The organism is Olivibacter sp. SA151 (assembly GCF_054130995.1).
This window is the reverse complement of record NZ_CP096391.1, coordinates 2,392,833-2,416,989: the sequence shown is the minus strand read 5'-3', so window position 1 is coordinate 2,416,989 and position 24,157 is coordinate 2,392,833. Positions and strand designations below refer to the sequence as shown.

Below are 24,157 nucleotides of genomic sequence, written 5' to 3'. Positions count from 1 at the left end.
GTATCAGTTTATAAATTGTTTATTTTCTATATGAATAGAGTCGCTATCCTTTGCTCCATCTCATTTAATCCTTAATCATCCTCATAAATTCTGATAAATACTTTTCGTACACACTTCGTGGGCTGCTTTGATACTTTTTGGCAATAGAAGCCGCCATTCCCACCACCTCGCCCATCATTCCGCAGGTACGCATCACTCGGGTGCTTCCAAAGGCCACATGTGTGGTACTAATGTTCCTTCCAGCCATAAAAAGATTATTGATATTCCGCGAGTAAAGACTTCGATAAGGTATCGTGTAAGGCGCTACGCGGATATGTTTGGTACCAGCAAAAAATTCTTCATCCGGAAAATACAAACTGTTCTTTTTGTCCGGAAAATGAAGGTCTATCGTCCAGGTAGCTGTCACCGTTGCGTCCGGATACATTTTACCCTCTTGAATATCCATCTGCGTAAGGATATGATCGCCCATCAAGCGTCTGGATTCGCGCTTTCCGCCAATATAAGCAACCCAAGCCAATTCACGCTTAGCATATTTTTCCGGCTTGTGATTTTTTAAGTAAGACCAATTTCCGTAAACCGCGCGTAGATTATGATCTCGTATCTGTTCTGCTTCGGTAATGGTGTTAAAGTTTCCGAAACCCGTTTCCCATTGCCAATCCGATTGCACTTCATCAATATAGTATTCATCTGAAAACGGAAGTGCCCATGGCGTCTCGGGAAAAGTCGTAGCGCTATCAACCGGTATAGATGCCCAGAGATTGGATGTTCCAAGGGTAAAATCGTCTGCCTCATCAGCAGCCAAAGATTCGCCCGTTTCCTTTCTGCTCTCACGTCCCATTCTAAAATCGGCACCCGCCAAGAAGCCTAAGGTGCCATCTCCCGTACAATCTGCGAAATAAGCGCCTGTAAAACGCGTTTCCTGATTAGTCTCAATATTCCTTCCTATAACGGCTTTAATCGTATTGTTTTCAGTTTCTGCTTGGTAAACATGCGTATTGATAAAAAGCGAGAGGTTTTTTTCGGCTTTCACAATTGCAAATTTACGTGCATCGCCGTATTCCTTCGCATTCGGGTTGCCGTTACCAGGATCTCCATTATCCAATTCACGTACAATTCTACCCAACTTAGGATAATAACTTTTATCGAGGTCGCCCATCAGATGCACCCGTACCTCTGAACTATTGTTCCCCCCTAACAAGGGTCTGTCCTGTATTAAGGCGACCTTAAGACCTAAACGAGCAGCAGATAAAGCAGCACAGGTTCCGGCCACTCCTCCACCTACCACGACCAGGTCAAAATTTCCCATCTCTTTTCTACCTGCCGCCAAACCCAATAGTCTATTCCGCAGCATATCCAATGCCGCGAGTTCATTTGGGGGCTCAGCCTCACTTCCCTTATTAAAAAGTATAGCATCTACCCGACCGTTAAATCCGGTTAAATCCTGTAACACCAACTCAACCGAATCTCGGTCGACCTTAATGTCACCGCCATTATACCATTTCCAGGCGCTGTCGCCACTTTCTCCAAAAGTTACCTGCAAAGGCTTACCATCCACAAAGAGTTTGAACCTACCCGGGCCCACCGGAAAAGGCGCCCAATCTTTTGTACGCACCCACACTCGGTAAGTACCCTTCTTTGGAAATTTCACCGTCGTCTTCGCATCTGCAACCGGCCTGCCCATTCCATGGGCCATCAGATACGAAGAGTGAAGGACGGGGAACGATTGCTGGTCAATTACCCATCCTCCCTTTTGTTTAAAAGACTCCGCTTCTATTAATATTTGTTCCTGTGCTACCAAAGGTTGCATACAGAAGAAAACGACAAAGCTTAGTAGATGCCTGCTAAAAATAAGTTTTATCATGATTTTTTATGGTTTATAAGTTCTTAATTGTTCGTTAAAATTTTCACGTATTTGCTTATGCTGCTTCATCACTTCATATACTGCTCTTGCTCTTTCTTTATCCGGTGCAGTAAGATAAGCCATCAACTTTTCCTGTGCTGCCTTCGATAATGTTTCCTGACTAGCCAATACTGACAGTGCTTGTTTAAATAGGGCCTGATTTAGTTGCGGTAAGTAATCAACTATTTGTAATACCACAGCTGAATCCAGACTCAGGTCGCTTATCTTTTTTAACATAGCTACTTGTTGCGTATAAGGTGATCGGTCAAAAACGCGCCATAATTGCTCTTGCATTTTGTCTGTGGCAAAATAACTTAAGTTGATCCGTTCCCAAACACGGCGGGCGGCAAACACGTTATCGCTTTCCAACAAAGTCAGCACATCCGTTAGAAAGCCTGCACGTACCAACCCTTCCGTATCCATCACCTCGCCCAGCGCAAAATACACATAATGGTAGTTGTCGCTCCGCAAAAAGTGATGCAGCAAGGCGTCATTCAACTTGCTCTGCGTAATTTTTAGAATTTCGCCCGGAGTCGTACCATGTGCCAGGTGCCATAGCGTATAGCAGGTATATAAAGCTCCCTCAATAACCTCTCCTTTCACGGTGTTTTTTGTAGCACCGGTAATTGCGTCCACCGAATCTGATAGGCCTTGACTGGTTGAATCTACGAGGTCTTCCATTTTAAAATCCTTTAAGAGCGAGTTTTCGTTCGAAAGGATTTCCTGTAATTTACTATGGTCTTCCGGCGTAAATTCTTTATGATCTAACTTAGTCAAAGGTTCCGCCTTCGGCACTTCATAACGCAAATAATTACCCAGCAAATCCCAGAACAATTTAATGCGTACCGGTTTGCAGACATTGTCTAGGCAAACCGGCGTAAATACATCCCGGAAATAATAAACAGGTTGCTTCCCTGCATCAAAAACCAACACCAATTCATAAGTCTCACCCTGCTCTGTTAATGTATAACTTTCCCGAGCCGACTGTGCCTGCACTGCAGCGAGCCATACATAGCTCATCAACAAACTTAATCCGTAACGAAGCATGCTTATCATAATTTTAAACCTTCTCGTTCATCGAAATTAACTATAAGAAAGCCAGGCGGTTGCAACACAATCTCGATCAACTTTAAACCGGATCCATCGTGCTTGAAATGACGGCGGAAAATCAAAATCGACCTTTTCGCCTTGCCGTACCTTGATCGATTTATAACGTATCCAATTACCATCGCCTCCTGGATCTACCTCCATAGTAAAAATCACGCTTCCCGTTGCCTGGTGGGACATTCTCAATTTACGTTGATCATAGAATCCGATTAAATACGGGTCGGAGGCGATGCCTTCACGCACGTCGCTATCTTTCCAAGGGCCGCCCTCCCCCCTTGGCTTGCCGAGCTTCCATAGATCATCAATCACACCGGCCCAAACCGCAGCCTTCTTATCTTCTGAGACAATTATATGTTCGTTTCGGTTTGCTTCCAGCTGCGAGGGGTCTATCCCCGTCATAATCAACATCCCTCTGTAAGAAGCGTAATCGTTCATGTTGAACGCATGCGAGGCTACCGGTCTCAACTTTGCAAAGCCATCCGCATTTTCTGCAGGCAACTCGTAAAAAGTACCATGGCAGTTAAACAAGTCACGTTCGGTAGCCACTTCGCGGCATATCCGCAAGGTTCCCTCATGGATTAATTCCGTAAAAGACTTATTCCCCATTGGAAGTCGCCATCTGCGTCCTTTATCATCAATAATCAGTACCGAAGCGTTATCTACATGTACCACTTTTTTGGGTATAGCAAAACGCTGCTCGATAAACCTTGCAGTTGTATCATCTTTCTTGGCAACGAGCTGCATTTTTTCATTCAGTTCATAATATCCGATATTCGCTTTTAATTCACCCTTTTCGTATTGTCTTGCCACCATTCCCATGGCCTTTCGTTGATCGCCTAAACCGTACAATAAGCCACCGTTGAAGGTAGATGTCTTTGCAAGGCCATCAAAAAGATCAGCTGCATCCCGTCCACGTTTTTCAGTTTGTGCATAAGTAAAATGTACACTAGCATTTGTTGTCACTGCATTTTTAATCCGTATCCATTCTCCTTTTTCTTCCCTATCAAAGGGTACCTGTATCGCTTCTCCCGGTAACACCTTCACCACCTTATGTGTTTGCCACTGCCCATTACCCAACAGATCTACTTCAAACGTGAAGCTTGTTTCAACCTTACCGTCATTCGACAACCAGCAGGACCGGATCGGCCAACCTGCAAACAAAAAGGGATCAGAGAGCTGTCCGGCGCCTACATGCTCTTGCTGCCAAACCGAGCCGTCGGCGGTAGCTGGTCCTAGCAGATCAGGTTTTTCCAACGAAGTAAACCATAAATTGGAATTCGACTGTCCGGGGCCTTCAATGCCCCCCTTTGCCTTTCGTTTATTCAGAAACTCCCGCTCGGCTGAATCATCGCAGCCGAAAACTAAGCGATCGTCCCATCTTGCAAAGTCGCCAATCACCTTAAGGTATGCCGATCGTGGGCGGACACCAGCTGTTTGCCTAAGGTTAAAATTCCCTGGAAAACGCCAAAACAAACCGTGCATAGTCATCAAATAGTCCGGTTTCTCCGCCGTACCTATATTTCTGATCCGCGGCCATTCGGTATTCCAACCATGGGCGCCATCATAACTATGGCTTGCTTTCGGCAATCGAAAGAATGACCAACCATCAGCTCCCCGCACACCCAACAACACCGATTTATGATCCCAACCGACGGTCCAGATAGGATCCTCACCAGGATTAACATTTCCATAAATACCTCCCGGACCCGTTATTTCCGTGAATTGATTTCTACGGATCATTTTCCACTGCTTGCCGTCCCACTCATGCAGACCGCCGGAAGGCGCGTTGAAATGATGAAGCGCACTATCCCCCCGTTCGCCGTTATTACTATACACCAGCACCCCTTGTCCTGAATAAAGCCCTTTACCATGCCATCCGATTAAATTGGCCATGGGTACCTGCCGTCTTTGTTCCGGTTTCAAATTTTCATCAGCAAAGAGCCACTGCGGTTTTAACGTATGCACGTCCACCTCATAAAAACCTTCCTCCATCGTTCCGTAGTATATTTTGTTGGCAGGATCTGTCAAGTGGCGGGCATTGCCCGTCAGACGCCCCGGCATATCTTTGTACTGAATGGCCCGTACCTGTCGAGTCGAATCAATTGCATATGGGCCGATGAACAGTTGTTTACTTTCACAGTGAATCATACGATTGGCAGGCGTACCACCGATACTTTCCGGATGGATTGTCCGCTCCATATCCTCCTTTATTTCATATAAACGGTCTGAAGAGCCGAAAGGGAGATGCGGACCATAAGTAATCACCCATAACCTATCCTGCCAAGGCACCACAGCGCCCGTACCACATTCGCCCTCATCATTATACATTGCTAGATGCGGATAAATGCCACTGATCTGGACCGGCTCTTTAGGTTCTTGTACTGCACAAGCGCTCAGTAAGCAGAACAGCAGCGCATAACCTACTATTTTTTTCATTTGTAACATCTTTCTTTTGGTATTGAATTAATAGTTAGGGTTCTGTTTTAAACCGCTGGTTAGCACCTCATTGGTAGGTATAGGCCAAATATATTGCCGCGTTGCGTCAAACTTCCGTACAGCGATCTGTTTAATCTGTCCCGCGCTATACATAGCCGAAAAATCGGCCGTACCATCTTCATCAATCAACGGTACCTGCGGAAAAAACCATAAACCTGTGTTTATCACTTTCGCCCGCAAATCATCGACATCGAGCATGCCATAGTTTATTCTGTTCAGCACCTTTTCTGCCAACTGCCAACGAATGATATCCATGTACCGAATACCTTCGAGCGCAAATTCCATCCGGCGTTCCGTCCGCACAATCCGGCGCATTTGGTCTTGCGTACTCAATTGCACAGCCGGGTAGGCTTGTGTATCGCCGAGGTCAACGCCGTAGCCTCTGGCCCGTACCAGATTAATCGCTTCCGTTACGGAAGCATCCAATTCGCCCAATTCAATCTTAGCCTCCGCATACATAAGGAGTACATCTGCATAGCGGATGATAATCTGATCGGGTTCCACCTGCCATGAATTTTTCAACCAATCCTCATCGATGCCCTTTTTCCAAAGCAGCCCGTTAAAAGAAGCGTATTGCGCAACCGAACGGGTATCCCTATTCTCAACCCTTGTGCCATTAGTCACGTTTAAGACCGTCAGTGTATCGGGATGTGGCTGATAGATATAACCTAGATGTGGTGTCTGAAACTCGACAATGGTTTTAGCACAACGAGGGTCACGATTTCGGAAAGGCATTCGTGGATCAAACAAGGGCGACTCGTCTATCGGCAAGCCATCTGTGCACAGAAAAGCACAGAAAAGATCCCAAGAAGGCGCTTTCGCACCCCATCCACCGGCATTACGGGGCACATAGTTCTGGCAATCTCCTTTGGTAACATTAAGCACAATCGAACGAGGAAATCCGAAAACCGTTTCAATCGAGTTCTTCGTTTTGGAGAGGAATAACTCCGAAAAATCCGCGTGCAAGCGATACACATCTAGCTCCATACAGGCCTTTGCAGCATTTTTTGCCGTTTCCCAATCGCCCATATACAAAGCAATACGCGCTTTCAGCGCCAACGCCGCTCCCGCAGTCGCCCGTTTGGGTTCTGAGGCACCGTAACTAATCTTTAGCTTGCCCGCTGCGAAATCATAATCTTCATAGATCTTTTGAAGCACCATGGTAGGGTCGGCTTGTTCAGCGACCATAGCTTCGTCAATGTCCATCATCGTTTCCGTATAGATGATATTACGGTAATGCGTTAGAAGCCGCGCATACTGGGAAGCGCGCACAAAACGTGCTTCAGCAACATAACGATCGCGCTGTTCCTGCGACAGCAGATTTGCCGCCCTGTCTACACTGGCCACAATATTATTGGCCCTTGCAATACACTTATACGTATTTTTCCACCAGTCGCTCACAAACTGTGTACGCCCATCAAGCGTTGCGTTTGTAATTGGTGTTAACCCATCCCGATAAATCCAGTCGTCGGTCCACTCATCCTGATCCATCATCCAAAAATCAGCTTTATACAAACCGTTCAGAGACATCTCAATCTCTTCCGGTGTAGAGTTCCAAGTTTCGCTCGATCCTTGTGATAGCGGATTCAGATCCAATTTACCGCAGGAGCCTAAAAGCAGTGTAAACGCTGCATAGATGTATGTTTTTACTGAAAAGTTCATATCCATTTCGTTAAAATTTTACGGAAGCACCGATTAAAAAAGTTCTGGTGATGGGATAACCGAGCGTATTCATTTCCGGATCCCAGCCTTTGGGAAAATTATGAATGGCGAAAACATCGTTCACGGTTCCATATATCCGCAATCCTTTCAGATGTACTTTATCCATCCATCTCTGTGGAAAGGCATAACCTATGGTCACATTCTTCAAGCGGAAATAACCCCCATTGATGAGCCAATAATCAGACATCGCATAATTATTTCCGGCAGAAGTATTCGAATAGCGGGGATATTTAGCTTGTAAGTTTTGTTCATCACTTTGGAAATAGCTCCATGTATTTCCGTCCAAGATGGCCGGAAAATTACCATAGTTTTCGCGGAGCGGCTGCACGATGTCCTGATGCAGTCGGCTGTTCTGTTTTCCGACACCTTGGATAACGAAAGATAAATCCCAACTTTTATAGCCTACGTTGAAGTTACCACCGAATATATAGCGCGGCAGGGAACCGCCCAGCAAAACTCGGTCGTATTCCTGCGATATCTTGCCATCGGGAACACCGTCAGGCCCACTGATATCCTTGTAACGGACATCCCCCGGACGGACATTGGCATTTAGTTTGGCCGAATTATCCACTTCCGCTTGTGTTTGATACAGACCATCAGACAGATAACCATACCATTCATTAAATTCACTCCCTTCGATTTTTATCTGATCGCCGATAAACTCCGTTCCTCCTAAGTCGCCCATACGGGAAATGAAATCGGATATATTGAAGGAGGCACCGTAACGGAAATCACCGGCACGGTCGTTCCAACCAATCTGCGCTTCCCAACCCTTTGTATACATTTTTCCTGTATTCTGATCCGGATTATCGAAGCCCACATAATCCGGAATTTCCAATTTTAACAACATATCCTTGGTTGTCTTTTTGTAATAGTCGCCTACAAAACTCAACCGGTTATCAAAAAAGTTCACATCCAGTCCGATATCAAACGAAGAGGTAGTCTCCCAAGAAATATCACGGATCACATACTGCCATTGCGCAGCCGACTGTCCGGCGATGATGGTGTTTCCCTGATAAAAGAGGGATTTATTCTCAAATGACAGCAAAGCCTGGTAAGGATAGTTGCCAATACGTTCATTGCCTAGCGTACCGTAAGACGCTCGTAGTTTTAAAAACGACAGCGGTTTCCATTGATCCTTCAAGAAGTCCTCGTTAGACAGCACCCAGCCTGCCGAAACCGAAGGAAAGGAGCCCCAGCGATGGGCGGGAGCGAAACGTGATGAGCCATCATAGCGAATGTTAGCCTGAAGAAGATACTTATCCTGATAGTTATACATTATCCGGCCAAACCACGACCGATAGGCATTTTCATAAGCATTGCCACTGTTATTGCGATAGTCCAACGGACCGATATCGAGATAGGGATAGTTCGTCAGTAAATATTGACCACGTGAAGCACCCAGATCCTCATTAAACGCATAAAAGTACTCATAGCCCGCTAGCGCATTAAAATGGTGATCGCCCAGCTGCTTGGTGTAATTCGCCAGGAATTGTACGGTATAGCGGTGACTGTCGTTGCGTTCCTCCTGCAACTTCGTCTCCGTGGCCTGTTCAATATAACCGGCAATCGTTTCCGGGTCGCTAAAAGTAGTATAAGGTACCTTTCGGTTAAATACCTTGGCCTTATCAAAATTTAGAAAGGGAGAGAAAACGCCCGATAATTTCAAGCCATCCAGAGGTGTAAAATCCAAGCTTATTTTTCCACCCACTTGATTGTACCAGTAGTGTTCAAAGCCCCCCTCTTTCATCAATGCGTAGATATTAGCACCATCTTTACCCGCCCCGATTCGTCCATCCGACCATAGAGCCGCATAAATAGGTGGCATAATACCCATTTTATACATCGGCGTAGTGGCCCGGCCATCCTCGTTCAGCGATCGTGCATCAAAAACCGCATTTTTGGTAATGGTTCGCCGATAACTAAGGTCGGCGCTCGCCTTTAAATACTTTCCGATGGTAAAGTCGTTATTGATTCTGGTTGTGATCCGATCATAACTTCTTTCGTCATAAAAAGCTTCGTTTTTATCATACACGATAGACGCGCGGGTTTTTATAAATTTATTAGCTCCATAGATACCCAGTACGTGACTCTGTCTTGGTGCAAAGTCGCGCAACATGAGTCCACGCCAATCAGTAATGGGATAAGCATCCGGGTTCTCGCCATTCAATTGCAGATAATTTTCCACCAACTGTTGCGTATAGATCGGGTATTGATTCTCACTGTTACCGTTATCATTCCAACGTAGCTCATTGGTCAGCTGCATATAACGAACTGCATCAACGTATTCAGGGTATTGGGTAGCTTTTTCCCAGCCATATTCGACCGAATAATCCAAGCCTATCTGCCCTTCCTTTGCCCTCTTGGTAGTAATAAGAATCACCCCTGAGGCCGCACGCGAGCCATATATGGAAGCTGAGGCTGCGTCTTTCAGTACGGAAATATTTTCAATATCGTTCGGGTTTACGCTGTTGATATCGTCAATGGGCACCCCATCAAGAATATAAAGCGGGTTTAGCCCTCCATCGGTGATGGTTGTGATACCCCGTACCCGTATAGTGGCCGACGAGCCGGGTGCGTTGTTATTGCGAGTCACCATCAAACCCGGAACCGCTCCCTGCAAAGCCTGTGATATCTGCGTTGTTTTACGGGCGGTAATCAGGTCGCCCTGCACGCTCGAAACGGCTCCTGTCAAATCCTTTTTGGCAACGGTCCCATAACCAACAACCACTACTTCGTCGAGTAAAGCCTCTTCACGTTCCAATTGAATTACAAGCTGTTGTCGTATATCTATCGTGCTTATGTCGATCTCCTTCTTCACAAAACCGATCGAACTGACTATCAAGACCGCATCTCTTGACACCTGCAAAGAGAATTCGCCGTCCATATTCGTTTTTGTACCACTGTTTTGGCGGTCTTTCCGGTAGATTGATGCACCAGGCATTGGCGCACCGTCTTTGTCCGTCACCTTTCCTTTAACAGACACTTCCTGTTGTATTACCGGATGTGATACTACGGCTTTCTTCCGTTCCAGCAATACCGTAGATTTGTCGATTTTGTAAATCAGTGGCTGCCCTTCCAAACAACGGTCCAATATTTCAGACAGAGGCCGATTGTGTAGATGAACAGTCACCGGTGCCACATCTGAAAGGTCGTCGGTGGCATACAAAAAATCGTATCCCGTTTGCTTCTTTAATATTCTGAAAACACTTTTCAAGGACAGGTTCTCTACTGAAAGTGTCGCATTTTGTGCACGTACGGCAGCCTCCAGATGGAAGTAAAACACCATTGTCAGGAAAACAGCATATTTCATAACCAGTATAGGTTTTAATAGGCAAGGGTATCCCTTACCACCTTTTTTGGTAGTATATTTTTTGTACATTTGTATAGGTTTTAATTAATAATTGTAGTATACAAAAATTGGTTACCTAGCATGTACCGGAAGTGCCGTGAACATTTCCGGTATTTTTGTAACTCCCTTTGTAAATAAATATCAAGGCATAACAACAATCCTCCTTCCTTTTTTAAAATAAGAACCATTCTCTAGCTTAAACCTTAAGCCTCCCAATCGCTCCAGGTGGCTTAACAATTCCTCGATAGGTTTCGTACGTGAGAAAGTACCTCCAAACTTTTTTGTCGGAATAGTCCCCTGAAACACCACTTCTGTGTTGTACCAACGTGCAATCTGATACATAATAGACTTAATATCAAGGTCATCAAACACGAAATAATCATTCTTCCATGCCACAAAAATTTCGGGATCTATCTTTGACTTGCTTAAATGACTTCCGCCGCGATCTGCTCTTGCCTGCTCGCCCGGTTCTAATACCACTCTCTGTTTAGCTAAGGACACGGCAACGGCGCCATCGGTTAACGTTGTCAGCACTTCCTTCTCGTCCGGATAAGCGGACACATTGAATGCAGTGCCCATTACCGCTATCATAGTCCCATTCGCCTCCACAAAAAAAGGTTGCTGTGCTTGTTGCTTCACCTCGAAATACGCTTCTCCTCTCAATATTACCTTTCGACTTGCCCTCCCGAAGGCGGAAGGAAAAGAAAGTTCAGAGCAGGCATTCAGCCAGACTTTACTACCATCGGGTAAAAGCAAGTGATAGCTGGCTCCCGGAGGAATTCGTAAGGTATTCCATTTCTCTTCCGAAGCCCTATCTTCTGTCTCTGACCGATATGCGTAACTGATGCTATTGTCCATTCCCTTTTTTATGATACCAGCTCCAGTTTGGCTTACGCCTCCCCCCTTTAAACTTCCAAGGTCAATTTCGGTTCCATCAGACATGGTGAGCCGCGCACCATCAACCTGCTCCGGTAAAGCGATTATATGGTCCGCCTGTAGTTGCGGCTGTTCCGCTTTCTGCCAAAAAACAATTCCCGTCACTACCGCTAAAAAGCAGGCCGCAATGGCAGCGAAACGGTAATAGGCGGGTACGCGTCGCCGCAACCGAAGCGACACGCTTTGCTCGATTTTACTGGCAATACGCTGCTTCACCTCGGCCAAGTGTTCCCGATTACTCCAAGACCAATCCGATTGCTCTTCAACATGGCGCAACCAAGCTTCCACCCATTTTTTTTCATCAGGCGTACATCGATCCTTGGCATAACGTTCCAGCAAGATTTTGATTTCCTCTTCGGTCATCGGTATTTATGATTTATAAAGGTCTTTCCTATAAGAGTAGCAAAAATGGAAATGGTGGTAGATTAACTTGAAAAAAAATGAAGATTTGGTTTATAAGCAATAGAATTTGATCATCACCAGCAGTATTAAGGCGCTGTACTGGTCTTTATTCAATTTTTCGCGTAGCGTTTTAAGTGAATTGTATATCTGCTTTTTTACCGTTTCATTTGATATGCCCAGTCGTTCGGCAATTTGTTTATGACTGAGCTCCTCTTTACGGCTTAACAGGAAAATCTCCCGCATTTTAGTTGGCAACTTTTCAATTTCAGACTCAAAGAATTGCTCCAGGCCTTTTGCCATGAAAACTTCGTCCGATGCACCTGCCAACTCATCAAAAAAAGACTTAATTGAGCTTAGATAATGACGGGTTTCGATATTGCGCCTAATAATCTTGACCGCATTGTTACGGACAATTGCCAATAGATAGCTTTGTATATTTTCAACATGCTCTATTGATTTCCGATACTTCCAGCATGAAACGAACGTATCCTGAACGGCATCCTCCGCGTCATCCTCGTTATCCAGAATGCGGACGGCGCACAGAAAAAGTCGCTCCCAATAGGCATCGTACAATTCAGCAAAAGCCGAATCATCGCCTGCAATAAAGCGCTGCAACAAGGCACGATCTCTTTTTCCGCTCATGAAGATTAGGTTTATATCAGCTTCTATTTAAGGATCACTTAAATATATTCGAATATATAAAAAATTAATAAGCTTGAGCAAGCAAAAAAAAATCGCTGATTTAATTAGCGAATTAAGCTACTATTTAGCGAAGCTGAGACCGAAACCGAAGAAGTATCGATATTTTCACGTCGACCCAAAATGCATAATTGTTTGCGTTAAGAAAAATGATGGTCGCAATCGCCATCGCGGCGATCTACTCAATCCTATTGATCTTTTCGATCCTTTTCAATCAATTTACGAGCTATTTCCAATGCGTCCTCATCACCTGAAAGCACATCAGGAATGACACCGGTACCCTCCCATCCTTCATCGGAATGTGGAGCGACCACCATCTTTACCGGAACAAAAGCGATCAGATTTCGCTTGAGCGGAACAAAAGACCCCGCAATACCGGCACCTGCCGTGGTATTTCCCACAATGGTTGCTCTACCAAGCTTTTGCATGGCATAAGCTAAGCCTTCCGATGCGGAAGCCGTTCCAGGCCCCACCAAAATGTATACTTTAGCATCCGGGTTTCTCCTACCGGGAACATACGAATAGGTCCACTCCTGCTCGTCCATTTTACGATTTTTGTAAAACCCGTTCAGATAAAATCTTTCATTTCCGGGCGAATAGAAATAAGAAGCGATAAAACGTCCCATATGACCGGTACCACCTGGATTATGGCGGATATCAAGGATCACATATTTACTGTGAGCTGCCATATTCATAGCTGCAGATGCCATTTCAAAGGATTCTTGTGTTCCCCAAAACGGACCGGGGATATCAATATAAGCGGTAGATTTAGCACCATCGATCTGTACACTTTTAAAGCCGTAATTTTGAGTTTTCATACGCTTTAGTTCTGTGCTGTCGTCCGATCGACGGCCTGATGGGGCCGATAAACGCTTATAGGTTTCCTCATTTTTCATGACCCGCAGATGCACATCTTTATGCACAGTACGTAAGTCCTCCGTTAACTTCTTAGCCAGCGAATCTTCAGATAACCCTACGTAACGACCAGCCTTTTCATTTCTTAATATGGCTTGCTGGTATTTGGCCGATATTTCGGGAAACGGATATACCTCCACCAACTGATCTGTCAATTTTTGCACAATATCATGTATATCTTTAGCACCGACGGTTTGTGCACTTGCGGATACACTAAACAATAATAAGGCTATTGATAAGGCTTTTTTAATTTTAATAGGGTTCATTTTAAACATCATACCAACAAATATAAAAACGCCGATTCAGTGTCATGCGGATCCCCCACCGGATTAACAATACATTAACAATTAAGATAGTTTAACGTATTTTCTTAAAATAGTTGAATAGCAGGTGGCTATCAATCGACCTACCTTTGTTTGTACCAAAAACAAAGAAAAATGGACATTCAACAGATTAAAATAACACCGGATACTTACGCACCTTTCCATCTCGCGCAAGGTTATCGCGTGGGCGACTTCCTATTTATTTCCGGACAAACGGCTTTAGATGATGAAGGTAACTTAATCGGGATTGGCGATTTTGACAAACAAGCTCAAAAGGCCTTTGAGAATTTAGACAAAGTGTTGACGGCAGGCGGCTCAAGCCTAAAAAACGTGGTGAAGGTCACCATCATGCTCCGCGATATGAGTAATTTTGAAAAAATTGTGGCGCTTCGGGCTAGATATTTTTCAGCGCCTTATCCAGCCGATACCATCCTGGAAGTGTCCTCACTCTTTTCACCTGATGCACTTATCGAGATCGAAGCTATTGCCGTGGCAAGCGATGCTGCCGAATGGAAAAAATGAGAAGGAATCACCTTCCGGTTGAATGGCGGTTAGAAACGGATTCTAACCGCCTTTAATCACTTCTTTCCGTATTTGACTCAAAAACACCGGAGTCATTCCCAAAAAAGAGGCAATGTGTTTCTGTGGCAAGCGCTGTTCAATATGCGGATATTTTTTCAGAAGAGCTCGATAACGTTCTATACCCGACAAGCTGATATTATCCATTATGCGCCGGTCCTGCGCCATACTGGCGCTCTCATTCAATATACGCCAAAAGCGTTCCATTTTAGGGATATGGTGGAGAAGCTCTTCCCGGTGCTTCAAATCGATTTGTAAAACCACTGATCTTTCAAGGGAAATAATGTTACGGCGAGCAGGTTCTTCACGCAAAAAACTGTGAAGATCTGAAATCCACCAGTCCTCCAACGCAAAATGCAATGTGTGTTCATTTCCTTTCTCATCTACATGAAAAGACCGTAAAAGACCTTCACATACATAACTCTCATACCGACAAATTTCGCCTTGAGCCAACAGGTATTGTCTGGGAAGCAGCTTCCGTAAACGGAATACGGAACAAATATAAGCCTCTTCTTCCGGCTGAAGGTGAACACGACTCGCTATGTGTTGAAGTAAGGACCGATAATGATTAGCGTCCGAGCTTTGTACTTTCATTTGTTTCTCCAAGTTCTTTTACTGCTAAATTTCCTCTATTTATTTGATTGCACCTACCTATAGATCCTACGACGTAAACTTCAGGCGACGTTCTCCATATTATGTTATCAACTCCATCCGTTAAATGAAGCCCGAAAAGCTAAAGGCGTCAAGTTTGTTTTACTTTTGAAGAGCTTACTAAAGCTTTGCGGATGCTCAAAGCCCAAGTTGTAGGCTATTTCGCTCACCGATCGATCCGTTGTTGACAATTGTTCTTTCGCTATTTCAATGACTTTATGGTGTATATGCCATTGCGTGCTTTGCCCGGTTAATAGCTGGAGCAAGTTGCGGAGGTAGGTAGGCGATACGTGCAAACTATCGGATATATATTTTACAGTCGGCAAGCCTTTATGCATTAAATCCCCATCGTCGAAATAGTCGGCGAGCAGCCGTTCCAACCGATCGAGTATTTGGTGGTTACTTACCTGTCGGGTAATAAATTGCCTTTGGTAGAAGCGATCAGCGTAATTAAGTAAGGTCTCTATTTGAGAAATAATAATAGGTTGACTGAATTTGTCGATATTCGTTTGATATTCCTGTTCAATGTTTTGAATAATGCCATTTAAGGTCGATTCCTCCTTTGCTGAGAGGAATAGAGCCTCATTCACTGCATAATCAAAAAAATCATATTTCTTAATTGCCTTGGCCAAAGATGTATTCCAAAGGAAATCCGGATGAAATAGCAGTAGCCAGCCGGCATGTTGCATAGCAGCATCGCTACTTTTCGTAATACTAAACACCTGATTGGGTGCCATAAAAAATAGCACCCCCTCATCAAAATCATACACCTGTTGACCATAGCGTATCTTCGCATTGCTCGTTCGCTTTAAAGAAATGGAATAAAAGTCCAATATCAAGCTGTCCCAATCATAAGAAGAATCATGCTGAATGAGCCGATAATCCACCACGCTGACCAATGGATGTTCGGGCTCAGGCAAATTGCGCAGCTTATGAAATTCACTAATGGATTTAATACGCCTTGGTACAGACATAAATTTTTAATTAGTTACGATGAAAAACATGCGCAAACTCTTCTGCATAACTTTCAAGCGATACCCTCCCAAACGCTGGTGGATGCTCGTCAAAATCCGCTCGCAATTTTCCGTTATGAATGGCCATTCCCAATTCGATCAGCTTTTCCGCTGTCTCCTGACGCATTCCTCTATCCAGCAAGTTTTTCATCACCTCATCTTCCGGTAAAGTTAACCATTTCAGATCAGTCATACCAATTGCCTTACCCAAAATCGTGGCAACCTCATCGCACGTACGATCATCGCTGACCACATACCGGATCGGCCTTGTTTCCTCTAAAAGCGTTAGCTCTTCCACTACGGCATCTGCTATATCCAGTGGCGAAACCATCGGTAATCGATCGTTACCGCCATAAACAGCGCCTATGAATCCTGCTGTCTTAATCATTCCGATAAAAGACTCCAAATTATAATAAAAAAAACCTGGACGAACATGCGTTAAATTAATAGCCGGGATTTTATTCAACATCTGCTCCACACGATAAGAACCCGTAATGATGCCGGTCGCCGATGGCAAATGTGCTCCATAACTGCTCAAATGAACAATTCTTTTCACACCGGATTTCCGTATAGCATGATCATATATTTTTCCGGTAGATTCGTAATAAACGATTTGATCGGGCTGCGTAAAGTCGGGCGGTATCATACAAAAGGCTGCATCCGCACCAAGAAATACTTGTTCAAGAAACTCGCTGTCAAGCAAAGATCCGATCGCAGCTTTTGCACCCAGTGTTTCAATATCCCTTTGCCTATCGGGATTGCTACTAATAAGTGTTACCGCATGTCCTCTCTTTACTAATTGTTCCGTTAGCGGACTACCGATATGTCCTAAAGAACCTGTTACTATAATTTTCATTTTTTATGCATTTTATTTGTACAAAAGTCTCTCTTTGCATAAAAATGGATGTAGCCGAATCGATCTATTTTGTAGTTAAAAAACTTAGTCTCGCTCGTTGTACACAATGTAATCCCAGGCCTGCACATGATGTTTATCACTTGGGTTTTTTATCCGTACACGTACCTGATGTTTTCCCGTTGGCAGCTGATATTTCCAGAAAAGCTCATACCTTCGCGTGCGATAGGCAGTCGGCAGCTTTGCTCGTTCCATTAACTTTCCGTCAATGTAACACTCCGCGTCAAAAATATAGTCCGTTGCTACCCCAACGTTCCGATTAGCGGCACCCCGCAGTACAAAACCGGTACCTTCCACTTCGAACGAAAGCTCATCGGAAATGCTCTGGTTGATGCTTTGCTTTGCAATTGGATACACGCCCTCAAAGCTTTGTTCCAATTTTACGGTTTTGATCGGCTCCACCGGAATCCTTACTTGCGTGGGTGTCACTACCCCTCCATTTTTACGTAGCATTTCCAAAGCGTGCTTATAACTAATATCGTATACTTTGTTGAGCGACATGCGCGTGTATTTGAAATCCATATCCTCCACATCCCTTAAGCCCTTTTTCCAGAAGTCCGGAATTTTATTATAGCCATAAATAGTACCCAGTACCCCTGCTGCAGAAGAAGGGTTACAATCCGAGTCCTGGCCGGCACGCGTTGAAATTTCCAAGGTTTTGGTAAAATCACCTTTGCCATAAAGCAGGCCCAATACCACGTAGGCAGCGTTCACCTTGGCGTCAATATCAAGCGGAGCAAAAATACCTTCCGGGCAACCTACCTCCTCCGTCCACTTACGTTGAATTTCAAACCAGGTTTTCTTCCAATCATCGGGATATTGCTCGTGCCAGCGAATCACATCCGCGAGGCATTGATAGAAACTGCTTTCTACCGGAATCGTCTTCAAAGCTTCCTTCACTATAAAATCGACATCATCATGCAAAAAAGCCAAGGCGTACATGGCTCCCATATATACCCCACCATACCAACCATCACCGTAATTCATGATATGTCCTACCTTATCACTGAGCGCCGAGGCAGCATTCGGCATACCGGGACTCATTAAGCCTGCAAAATCCGCTTCTATTTGAAAGTCGATATCATCCGCGTGCGGGTTATTCAGCCAATGTCCCGATTCGGGCGCCTTCAGCCCGTTCAATATATTATATCTCGCGGCTTGATTGGCGTGCCATAGATTGTAGCCGGCATTGGCAAAAGCATGCGCAAAAGAATCCACCGGCGCCTCAATCCCGTAGCGTTCGATTACATCCACAAAAGTCAAGTCCATATATATATCATCGTAGAGATCGGGCCATTCCAGCATCAGCTTCTTAATTTGGCCGTCGCTCCAGGGAATCGGTTGATAATCCTGGATAAAAGTACCGTTATACCGGAATTCGGTATAACTTCCAAAAGAAACACCGATCGTCTGTCCGGCCCAACCACCTTTAATCTTATCCAATAATTTGGCCCTATCGATAGTCACTTCTTCCCTGCCGGGATGATCCATGACTTTTGCTATCAGTTCCGAAGAGGTGGCGAGTAAAAAAACGGCCACTTTAAATAAAGTATTCATCATATTAAAGGTTTAAAAAATTTAATTGTATCCGGGGTTCTGTTTTAAGTTCGGGTTCGCCTGCATCTCCGTAAACGGTATCGGAAAAAGATTCAGATGTTCGCTTTGTGAGGCCGAGTGAAAGCGCCATTCACCACGGGTATAATTATTATCAAAACGGATTAACTGCGATCGTCTCAAACCTTCCAGTGCAAACTCACGCCCCCACTCGAGTAGCATATTTCCCCATTTAACAGCTGTACCGTTCACCTGAACGGTTTCCGTTAAGTCTGAAGCGCTCAATGCCGACTCCACGCTTCGCTTGCGTACCGCATTCACCAAGATTGCCGCTTCATTTGCATCTTCTCCCAATCGTAAAATGCACTCTGCTTTCATATAATAAACCTCAGCATAACGCATAGCCACCCAGTCATTGTTCATCGCTCGGCTTGTTCCCATTTCGATTTCATATTTTCCGCAACGATAGCCTTCGGCCTCGCCGCCATTCTCCAAACTGGATACCTCTTTAGTATAATTCAATGGTTTTCCGGCCCATCCCGGTACAATTCCTGTACAATAAAGCATCGATCCGTCACTACCATACTGCTGGCCCATACGCCAAGTCTTCTCCAGACGATGATCACCCGCTACATAATGCTCAACAAACGAAGGGACCGCACAAACCCCATTATCCAGCCAGGTCTGCAAGTTAAAGGTCTTTACGTTAGAAGGATGCAGTGTTTTCTGCAAGGCCATATAAATCGTACTACCTGTTTTTACCTCATCGTTAGGATAAGCGAATATGATCTCCGGTGAGTTTTCGTTACGCACCGCAAAAGGAGCACTATAATCCGGTTCCAGGCTATACTTCCCGGAAGCGATAATTTCATCGCACAAAAGCTTACAGGCATCATACATGGGTTTCCCAATCCAAGCTTCCGCATTTAAATACAAGCGCGCCAATAGCATTTTCGCATTGAATTTATTAAACCTTCCGTAAGAAAGTCGAGTATCCTCACTCAATAAATCTACATTTTTTTTGATACTCGCTTCAATAAAATCGAACACTTCCTGCCTTGTATTAGTCGCCGGTAAATATCCCGGTTCCACATCAAAACGATCGATCAGCGGCACATTTCCAAAAGCTTCGCAGAGAATATAATACCAGTAGGCTCTCGCCAGCTCTAATTCGGCAATAAATCTGTCCTTGTTCTGAATAGGGAACTCGGCCTTATTGATCTGATAAATCACGCGATTGCAATCACTGATACCGCTATAAGCTTGGCCCCAAAGATCGGAAAAATGCGGATCTTCACTTCGCCACGTGTGATTATTCAAACGGATGTAAATTCCACCGTCAAACCACGCAGCTCTCGGCGTCACCACAATATCTGTGGTCTCCTCAAAATCCCACCATTTACGCCATTCCAACAAGCCCCTATATCCTCCATATACGGGCGCCACTGCTGCCAGCAGATCCCGCTCGTCCCGATAGAAATGCTCTTCCGTCAGTTGATCATACACCTCCTCATCCAGATTGGTACAAGCACTAAAGCTCAATATATTTAATAACACAAATGTTATTCGAAATAGATACATTTTCATAATACACGATTTATAGGTTAATCATACAGCCCAATGTATAGGATCGCACCGTAGGATAAAGCGATTTACTTTCAACTCCCGGCGCTAAGCCTTTTATACTTACCTCCGGATCCATGCCTTTGTAGCCGGTAAAGGTATATAGGTTAAGGCCCGAGAGATAGACCCGTAACCTTTTAAAATACTTATTGTTCAGGTTCAGGTTGTAGCCAAAAGTTATGTTGTCAATCTTTACAAAATCTCCATCCTCGATAAAATAGCTATTATAAACCTGCGGTTCCCATACATAGGAATTACTGCCAAAGGGTTTATTTAGGGCTGATTTAGGGAGGTTTCCCTCACTTATCCTACCCATCGTTTCCCAATGCGCACGGTATTCATTAAACACCTGGTAATCAAATGCACCCCTCACCATCATCCCTAGATCAAACTTCCTATAGCGCATATATACATTCAAAGAAGCATACATCTTTGGCAGGCCGTTTCCAAGCACTTGCTTATCTTCCTGTCCTGCCTCACTCTGCAGTTTTTGTCCGCCGTCCAATGCCTCAACCAGCCACCTACCTTCCTCAGATAGACCTACTGCTTTCAATCCGTAAAAATTACCCAAAGGTTCGCCCTGTTTAACAATATGGGTGTATTGTTGTATACCCGATGAGGTCCAACCCGTATACCAGTAATCCCGCTGATAGCTTTCGTTCGATAAGGATACCACCTTGTTCTTATTATAGGAGAAGTTGCCCGTCAAACTCAAATCAAACTGTTCACGTTGCACAGCTTTTCCTGTTAATGAGATTTCCACTCCGCGGTTATTTATTTTACCCACATTTGCCCACATCGAACTGGTATAATTAGGAGGCACTGGCACCTGGTATTCGGCCAGTAGATCGCTGGTCGTACGATCATACAGATCCAACGTAGCGCTTATTCGGCTTTTCAGTAAGCTTACATCCAAACCAACGTTCCATTCAGCCTTCCGCTCCCACTTCAGATTCGGATTAGGGTTAGATGCCGGGATCACCCCACGTATCCATTCGCCATTGAGGAAACTTGGTGAGGTATAATTTAAAAGTACAAGGGATTGATAAGCACTTCCGATTTCCGTACCCGTGATACCATATCCAACGCGCAACTTCAGGTCGTCAATAGCCTTTGCATTTTCCATAAAGCGCTCCTTCGAGATTCGCCAGCCCGCTGAAACCGCAGGAAAGAAACCCCATTTGTTATCCTTTCCGAATTTGGTAGATCCTTCCCGCCGAAGACTGGTCATCACCATATATTTATCCGCATAATTGTAAGTAAGCCGTCCGAAGAAAGAAATGAGCTTACTATTATTACGATAGCTCGACAGCTGTGCCCTCCCATCTAAGATGGCATTTGACGACTGAATGTTCCAAGCCTCAAAATAGTCGGTCGGAAAATCAAAGGCATACATGGAGCTTCCCTGCCGGTTAAAATCCTGATAATTGTAACCGATCATGCCCGTTATACTATGCAATCCGATATCTTTCACGTAATCAGCCGTCAGTTCCAGTGTCCGATCCATATGCAAGTTATTCCACTTCGTAACTTCACCGTTCTTGTTTTCGATCGTTGTCGTAAAATAGCGGAAAGTATTCCATTTATCACGTGTATCGTCATAGCGTTGAAATCCGCCCATAACACTTACATTTAAATTACTGATGGGTGAATACGTTATTCGTCCACTGGTTAATAAAGTATTCGCCCGCTGCTTATCCGTTTCCTCATTCAGTAAAGCAACCGGATTATAAGGTTTGTAAGAAACCCCGTATTCGTTGTAAGTTCCGTCCGCTGCATAAACCGGTCGCGTTGGATTTGACAACATCGCTTGGAGAAAAGCATCATACCAAGTAACCTGCTGCGTAACCATCGAATTGCTGATATTAAACTGGAATTTCAATTTATCGTCCCACATATTGTGGTTGATATTGGCTTTCAAAATAATCGGCTTCTTATAAGTGCGCAGTAAAACTCCCTCCTGTGAACGATAGGTTCCCGAAAGCATGTAGTTTGTACTTGCCGTCCCGCCTCTTAGCGAAAGATTATGCACAAAATTGATCGGCGTCCGTGTTACCTCCTCCACCCAATCCGTAGAAGTGCCCTCATCGCTTACCTTGTCCGCAAACTGCGGATCCTGTAATAGGCTCCGATAGTCCGTCGCATTCAACAGTTCCGGCTTTTTCTGCAACTGCTCATAACTGTAATATGTATGGTAATCCAAAGAAGCTGCACCGGCCTTTGCCTTTTTAGTTGTTACAAGGATCACCCCGTTTGTACCACGCGTACCATAAATGGCTGCAGCCGATCCGTCTTTTAACACATCAATAGACTCCACGTCTTCAGGTGCAACGGCGTTCAGACTCCCGCCGGGGATTCCATCAATAACCACTAAAGGGTCCGATGAAGCCGATATTGTGGAAACGCCTCGGATGTTAATTTGAACACCGGCGGTCGGGTCGCCCGATGGATTGGACATTTGCAGGCCCGCCACTTTACCTTGCAGGAGCTGCGTAGGACTCCGCACCATACCCTGTACAAATTCGTCCGATTTTACATTTGCGATAGCGCTGGTCACTTCGCCTTTCTTCATCGATCCATATCCTACTACCACCACCTCGTCCAGTTTTGAGGCGTCGGGCACGAGCTGCACAATCACAGAAGCCCTTCCCTGCAGAGGTATCAAGCGATCAGTATAGCCCAAATACGTGATTCGAAGCGTATCCTGTAAATTGGCTACTGATAACTCAAAACGACCTTTTTCATCCGTTAAGGCCGTTTTTCCGCTACCAACGGCCGTAATGCTGGCCTTTACCAGCGCACGCTCAGTCCCTTGTTCTTTAACCGTCCCCTTTACGGTCAACTGTGCGAAACCGGGAAGATACCATAAGGAAAAACAGAGCAATAAGAAGCCCTTAGAAATCTTTTCCATTTCTTTTGAAATTAAGGTTTACAAATTAGGTTCAGTTTCCCGCCATTATTATCAATCCGAGACCGATAATAAAAAGCAGAAACATGGATGTTATATAAAATTTAACGGTTTTGCTCCCACCTTGAAACTCCTTCCAGACAAACACGCCCCACACTGCGGCAACCAGAGTAGCCCCCTGTCCCAGTCCGTAGGAAATCGCCGGACCGGCCTTTCCTGCGGCAATCAGGTTAAAGAGATTTCCAAGCCCCCAGATAGCGCCACCCAGAAGTCCCACTGTATGCATGCGCAGCGGGCCGCGGAAATACATGCTATATGCGATAGGCGGTCCCTCCAAGGGTCTCCGCATCAAGAAGCTGTTAAAAAACAAGTTGCTCACCGCGATTCCGAGTGCGAAAATCACAAAAGCGGTATAAGGCGTCATCTTTCCTACAGCGGGTGTCCTAAAATCCGAGAGGTCCATGCCGGCCGCTACAAAGGGATAAAAGGTTGACATCAATATCCCCGCAATGATCGAAACGACAATCCACTTTCCCGTAGCGCGACTATCCATATTTCCACCTCGATGCATACGATAGGCCAAGGCGTTCAGGATGATGGCCACACTCACACAGGTGACACCCGTAAAAAGCAAAAGAGGATCGCCCTTACTCGCCAGCACGTAGTTCAATACGACGCCAATAATCAAGGCCAGGCCAATGCCAAGTGGAAAGGCCACCGCCATGCCCGCATGAGCGATGGCGGCTGTGAGCAGGATGTTTGCCAAATTAAATACCACACCGCCTATCAGTGCACTCCGGATATTAGCGGCTTCTGCCTGCTTCAAGTCTTGTAAAAAAGACCTTCCCCCCTCACCATAACTACCTAGCGTGAATGCACCGAGCAGTGCAAACAGCAGGATGCCCAATACATAATCCCAATAGAACAGTTCGAACCGCCACTGCCCCTGCACTAACTTTTGCGTATTAGCCCATGAACCCCAGCAGAGCATGGTAATTAGGCAGCATACGACCGCCAGCGTATAGGTTTCTACAATAAACATAATCCGTTTAAAATTTGGTTAA

The 24,157-nt window shown here is 45.0% G+C and carries 16 protein-coding genes; 1 reads left to right on the top strand and 15 read right to left on the bottom strand.

The annotated features are described in order from the left end of the window. Positions 1-64 precede the first annotated feature (64 nt). The 8 genes from M1D52_RS09930 to M1D52_RS09895 form a co-directional block, all read right to left on the bottom strand. Positions 65-1,861, bottom strand: coding sequence for an FAD-dependent oxidoreductase (locus M1D52_RS09930; RefSeq protein ID WP_437392460.1), 1,797 nt, complete (start codon positions 1,859-1,861; stop codon positions 65-67). Positions 1,862-1,867: 6 nt separating this feature from the next. Continuing rightward, on the bottom strand, positions 1,868-2,956 hold the full coding sequence (locus M1D52_RS09925; RefSeq protein WP_437392459.1) for a hypothetical protein: 1,089 nt from the start codon (positions 2,954-2,956) through the stop codon (positions 1,868-1,870). A gap of 27 nt (positions 2,957-2,983) precedes the next feature. Then, positions 2,984-5,443 (bottom strand): hypothetical protein, encoded by a 2,460-nt coding sequence (locus M1D52_RS09920; protein ID WP_437392458.1) that lies wholly within the window; start codon positions 5,441-5,443, stop codon positions 2,984-2,986. 27 nt (positions 5,444-5,470) lie between these two features. Continuing rightward, a complete protein-coding gene (locus tag M1D52_RS09915) occupies positions 5,471-7,165 on the bottom strand; it encodes a RagB/SusD family nutrient uptake outer membrane protein (protein ID WP_198140283.1) in 1,695 nt (564 codons plus the stop codon). Between the two features lie 10 nt (positions 7,166-7,175). Next, entirely contained in the window at positions 7,176-10,607 is a 3,432-nt protein-coding gene (locus M1D52_RS09910) for a TonB-dependent receptor (protein WP_437392457.1), read from the bottom strand. 111 nt (positions 10,608-10,718) lie between these two features. Further along, positions 10,719-11,876 (bottom strand): FecR family protein, encoded by a 1,158-nt coding sequence (locus tag M1D52_RS09905; protein ID WP_437392456.1) that lies wholly within the window; start codon positions 11,874-11,876, stop codon positions 10,719-10,721. Positions 11,877-11,966: 90 nt separating this feature from the next. Then, positions 11,967-12,557, bottom strand: coding sequence for an RNA polymerase sigma factor (locus tag M1D52_RS09900; protein ID WP_437392455.1), 591 nt, complete (start codon positions 12,555-12,557; stop codon positions 11,967-11,969). 245 nt (positions 12,558-12,802) lie between these two features. Next, positions 12,803-13,795: a S41 family peptidase gene (locus tag M1D52_RS09895; RefSeq protein WP_437392454.1), complete on the bottom strand. Its 993-nt coding sequence runs from the start codon at positions 13,793-13,795 to the stop codon at positions 12,803-12,805. Positions 13,796-13,966: 171 nt separating this feature from the next. On the opposite strand from M1D52_RS09895, the gene M1D52_RS09890 reads away from it, so the two are divergent. Then, a complete protein-coding gene (locus tag M1D52_RS09890) occupies positions 13,967-14,374 on the top strand; it encodes a RidA family protein (RefSeq protein ID WP_041388574.1) in 408 nt (135 codons plus the stop codon). 42 nt (positions 14,375-14,416) lie between these two features. Here M1D52_RS09890 and M1D52_RS09885 read toward each other — a convergent pair whose 3' ends face one another. The 7 genes from M1D52_RS09885 to M1D52_RS09855 all read right to left on the bottom strand — a co-directional run bounded on the left by M1D52_RS09885 (position 14,417) and on the right by M1D52_RS09855 (position 24,084). Beyond that, positions 14,417-15,025, bottom strand: a complete 609-nt coding sequence (locus M1D52_RS09885; protein WP_437392453.1) for a Crp/Fnr family transcriptional regulator — start codon at positions 15,023-15,025, stop codon at positions 14,417-14,419. A 107-nt stretch (positions 15,026-15,132) separates the two neighbouring features. After that, the gene (locus tag M1D52_RS09880) at positions 15,133-16,056 is read right to left on the bottom strand and encodes a helix-turn-helix domain-containing protein (RefSeq protein ID WP_013667574.1); all 924 of its coding nucleotides are present in this window, start codon (positions 16,054-16,056) and stop codon (positions 15,133-15,135) included. A gap of 10 nt (positions 16,057-16,066) precedes the next feature. Beyond that, entirely contained in the window at positions 16,067-16,951 is an 885-nt protein-coding gene (locus M1D52_RS09875) for an NmrA family NAD(P)-binding protein (protein ID WP_437392452.1), read from the bottom strand. Positions 16,952-17,035: 84 nt separating this feature from the next. Continuing rightward, complete coding sequence (locus M1D52_RS09870) at positions 17,036-18,568, bottom strand: ADP-ribosylglycohydrolase family protein (protein ID WP_437392451.1); 1,533 nt, start codon at positions 18,566-18,568, stop codon at positions 17,036-17,038. Between the two features lie 18 nt (positions 18,569-18,586). Next, on the bottom strand, positions 18,587-20,149 hold the full coding sequence (locus M1D52_RS09865) for a RagB/SusD family nutrient uptake outer membrane protein (protein ID WP_437392450.1): 1,563 nt from the start codon (positions 20,147-20,149) through the stop codon (positions 18,587-18,589). Between the two features lie 10 nt (positions 20,150-20,159). Then, positions 20,160-23,096 (bottom strand): SusC/RagA family TonB-linked outer membrane protein, encoded by a 2,937-nt coding sequence (locus tag M1D52_RS09860; RefSeq protein WP_437392448.1) that lies wholly within the window; start codon positions 23,094-23,096, stop codon positions 20,160-20,162. Between the two features lie 31 nt (positions 23,097-23,127). Beyond that, positions 23,128-24,084: a GRP family sugar transporter gene (locus M1D52_RS09855; protein ID WP_437392447.1), complete on the bottom strand. Its 957-nt coding sequence runs from the start codon at positions 24,082-24,084 to the stop codon at positions 23,128-23,130. Between the last annotated feature and the right edge of the window lie 73 nt (positions 24,085-24,157).

Coding starts and splice junctions, on each gene's coding strand:
- M1D52_RS09930 (WP_437392460.1), bottom strand. CDS start 1,861: ATGATAAAACTTATTTTTAGCAGGCATCTACTAAGCTTTGTCGTTTTC.
- M1D52_RS09925 (WP_437392459.1), bottom strand. CDS start 2,956: ATGATAAGCATGCTTCGTTACGGATTAAGTTTGTTGATGAGCTATGTA.
- M1D52_RS09920 (WP_437392458.1), bottom strand. CDS start 5,443: ATGAAAAAAATAGTAGGTTATGCGCTGCTGTTCTGCTTACTGAGCGCT.
- M1D52_RS09915 (WP_198140283.1), bottom strand. CDS start 7,165: ATGAACTTTTCAGTAAAAACATACATCTATGCAGCGTTTACACTGCTT.
- M1D52_RS09910 (WP_437392457.1), bottom strand. CDS start 10,607: ATGTACAAAAAATATACTACCAAAAAAGGTGGTAAGGGATACCCTTGC.
- M1D52_RS09905 (WP_437392456.1), bottom strand. CDS start 11,876: ATGACCGAAGAGGAAATCAAAATCTTGCTGGAACGTTATGCCAAGGAT.
- M1D52_RS09900 (WP_437392455.1), bottom strand. CDS start 12,557: ATGAGCGGAAAAAGAGATCGTGCCTTGTTGCAGCGCTTTATTGCAGGC.
- M1D52_RS09895 (WP_437392454.1), bottom strand. CDS start 13,795: ATGAACCCTATTAAAATTAAAAAAGCCTTATCAATAGCCTTATTATTG.
- M1D52_RS09890 (WP_041388574.1), top strand. CDS start 13,967: ATGGACATTCAACAGATTAAAATAACACCGGATACTTACGCACCTTTC.
- M1D52_RS09885 (WP_437392453.1), bottom strand. CDS start 15,025: ATGAAAGTACAAAGCTCGGACGCTAATCATTATCGGTCCTTACTTCAA.
- M1D52_RS09880 (WP_013667574.1), bottom strand. CDS start 16,056: ATGTCTGTACCAAGGCGTATTAAATCCATTAGTGAATTTCATAAGCTG.
- M1D52_RS09875 (WP_437392452.1), bottom strand. CDS start 16,951: ATGAAAATTATAGTAACAGGTTCTTTAGGACATATCGGTAGTCCGCTA.
- M1D52_RS09870 (WP_437392451.1), bottom strand. CDS start 18,568: ATGATGAATACTTTATTTAAAGTGGCCGTTTTTTTACTCGCCACCTCT.
- M1D52_RS09865 (WP_437392450.1), bottom strand. CDS start 20,149: ATGAAAATGTATCTATTTCGAATAACATTTGTGTTATTAAATATATTG.
- M1D52_RS09860 (WP_437392448.1), bottom strand. CDS start 23,096: ATGGAAAAGATTTCTAAGGGCTTCTTATTGCTCTGTTTTTCCTTATGG.
- M1D52_RS09855 (WP_437392447.1), bottom strand. CDS start 24,084: ATGCTCTGCTGGGGTTCATGGGCTAATACGCAAAAGTTAGTGCAGGGG.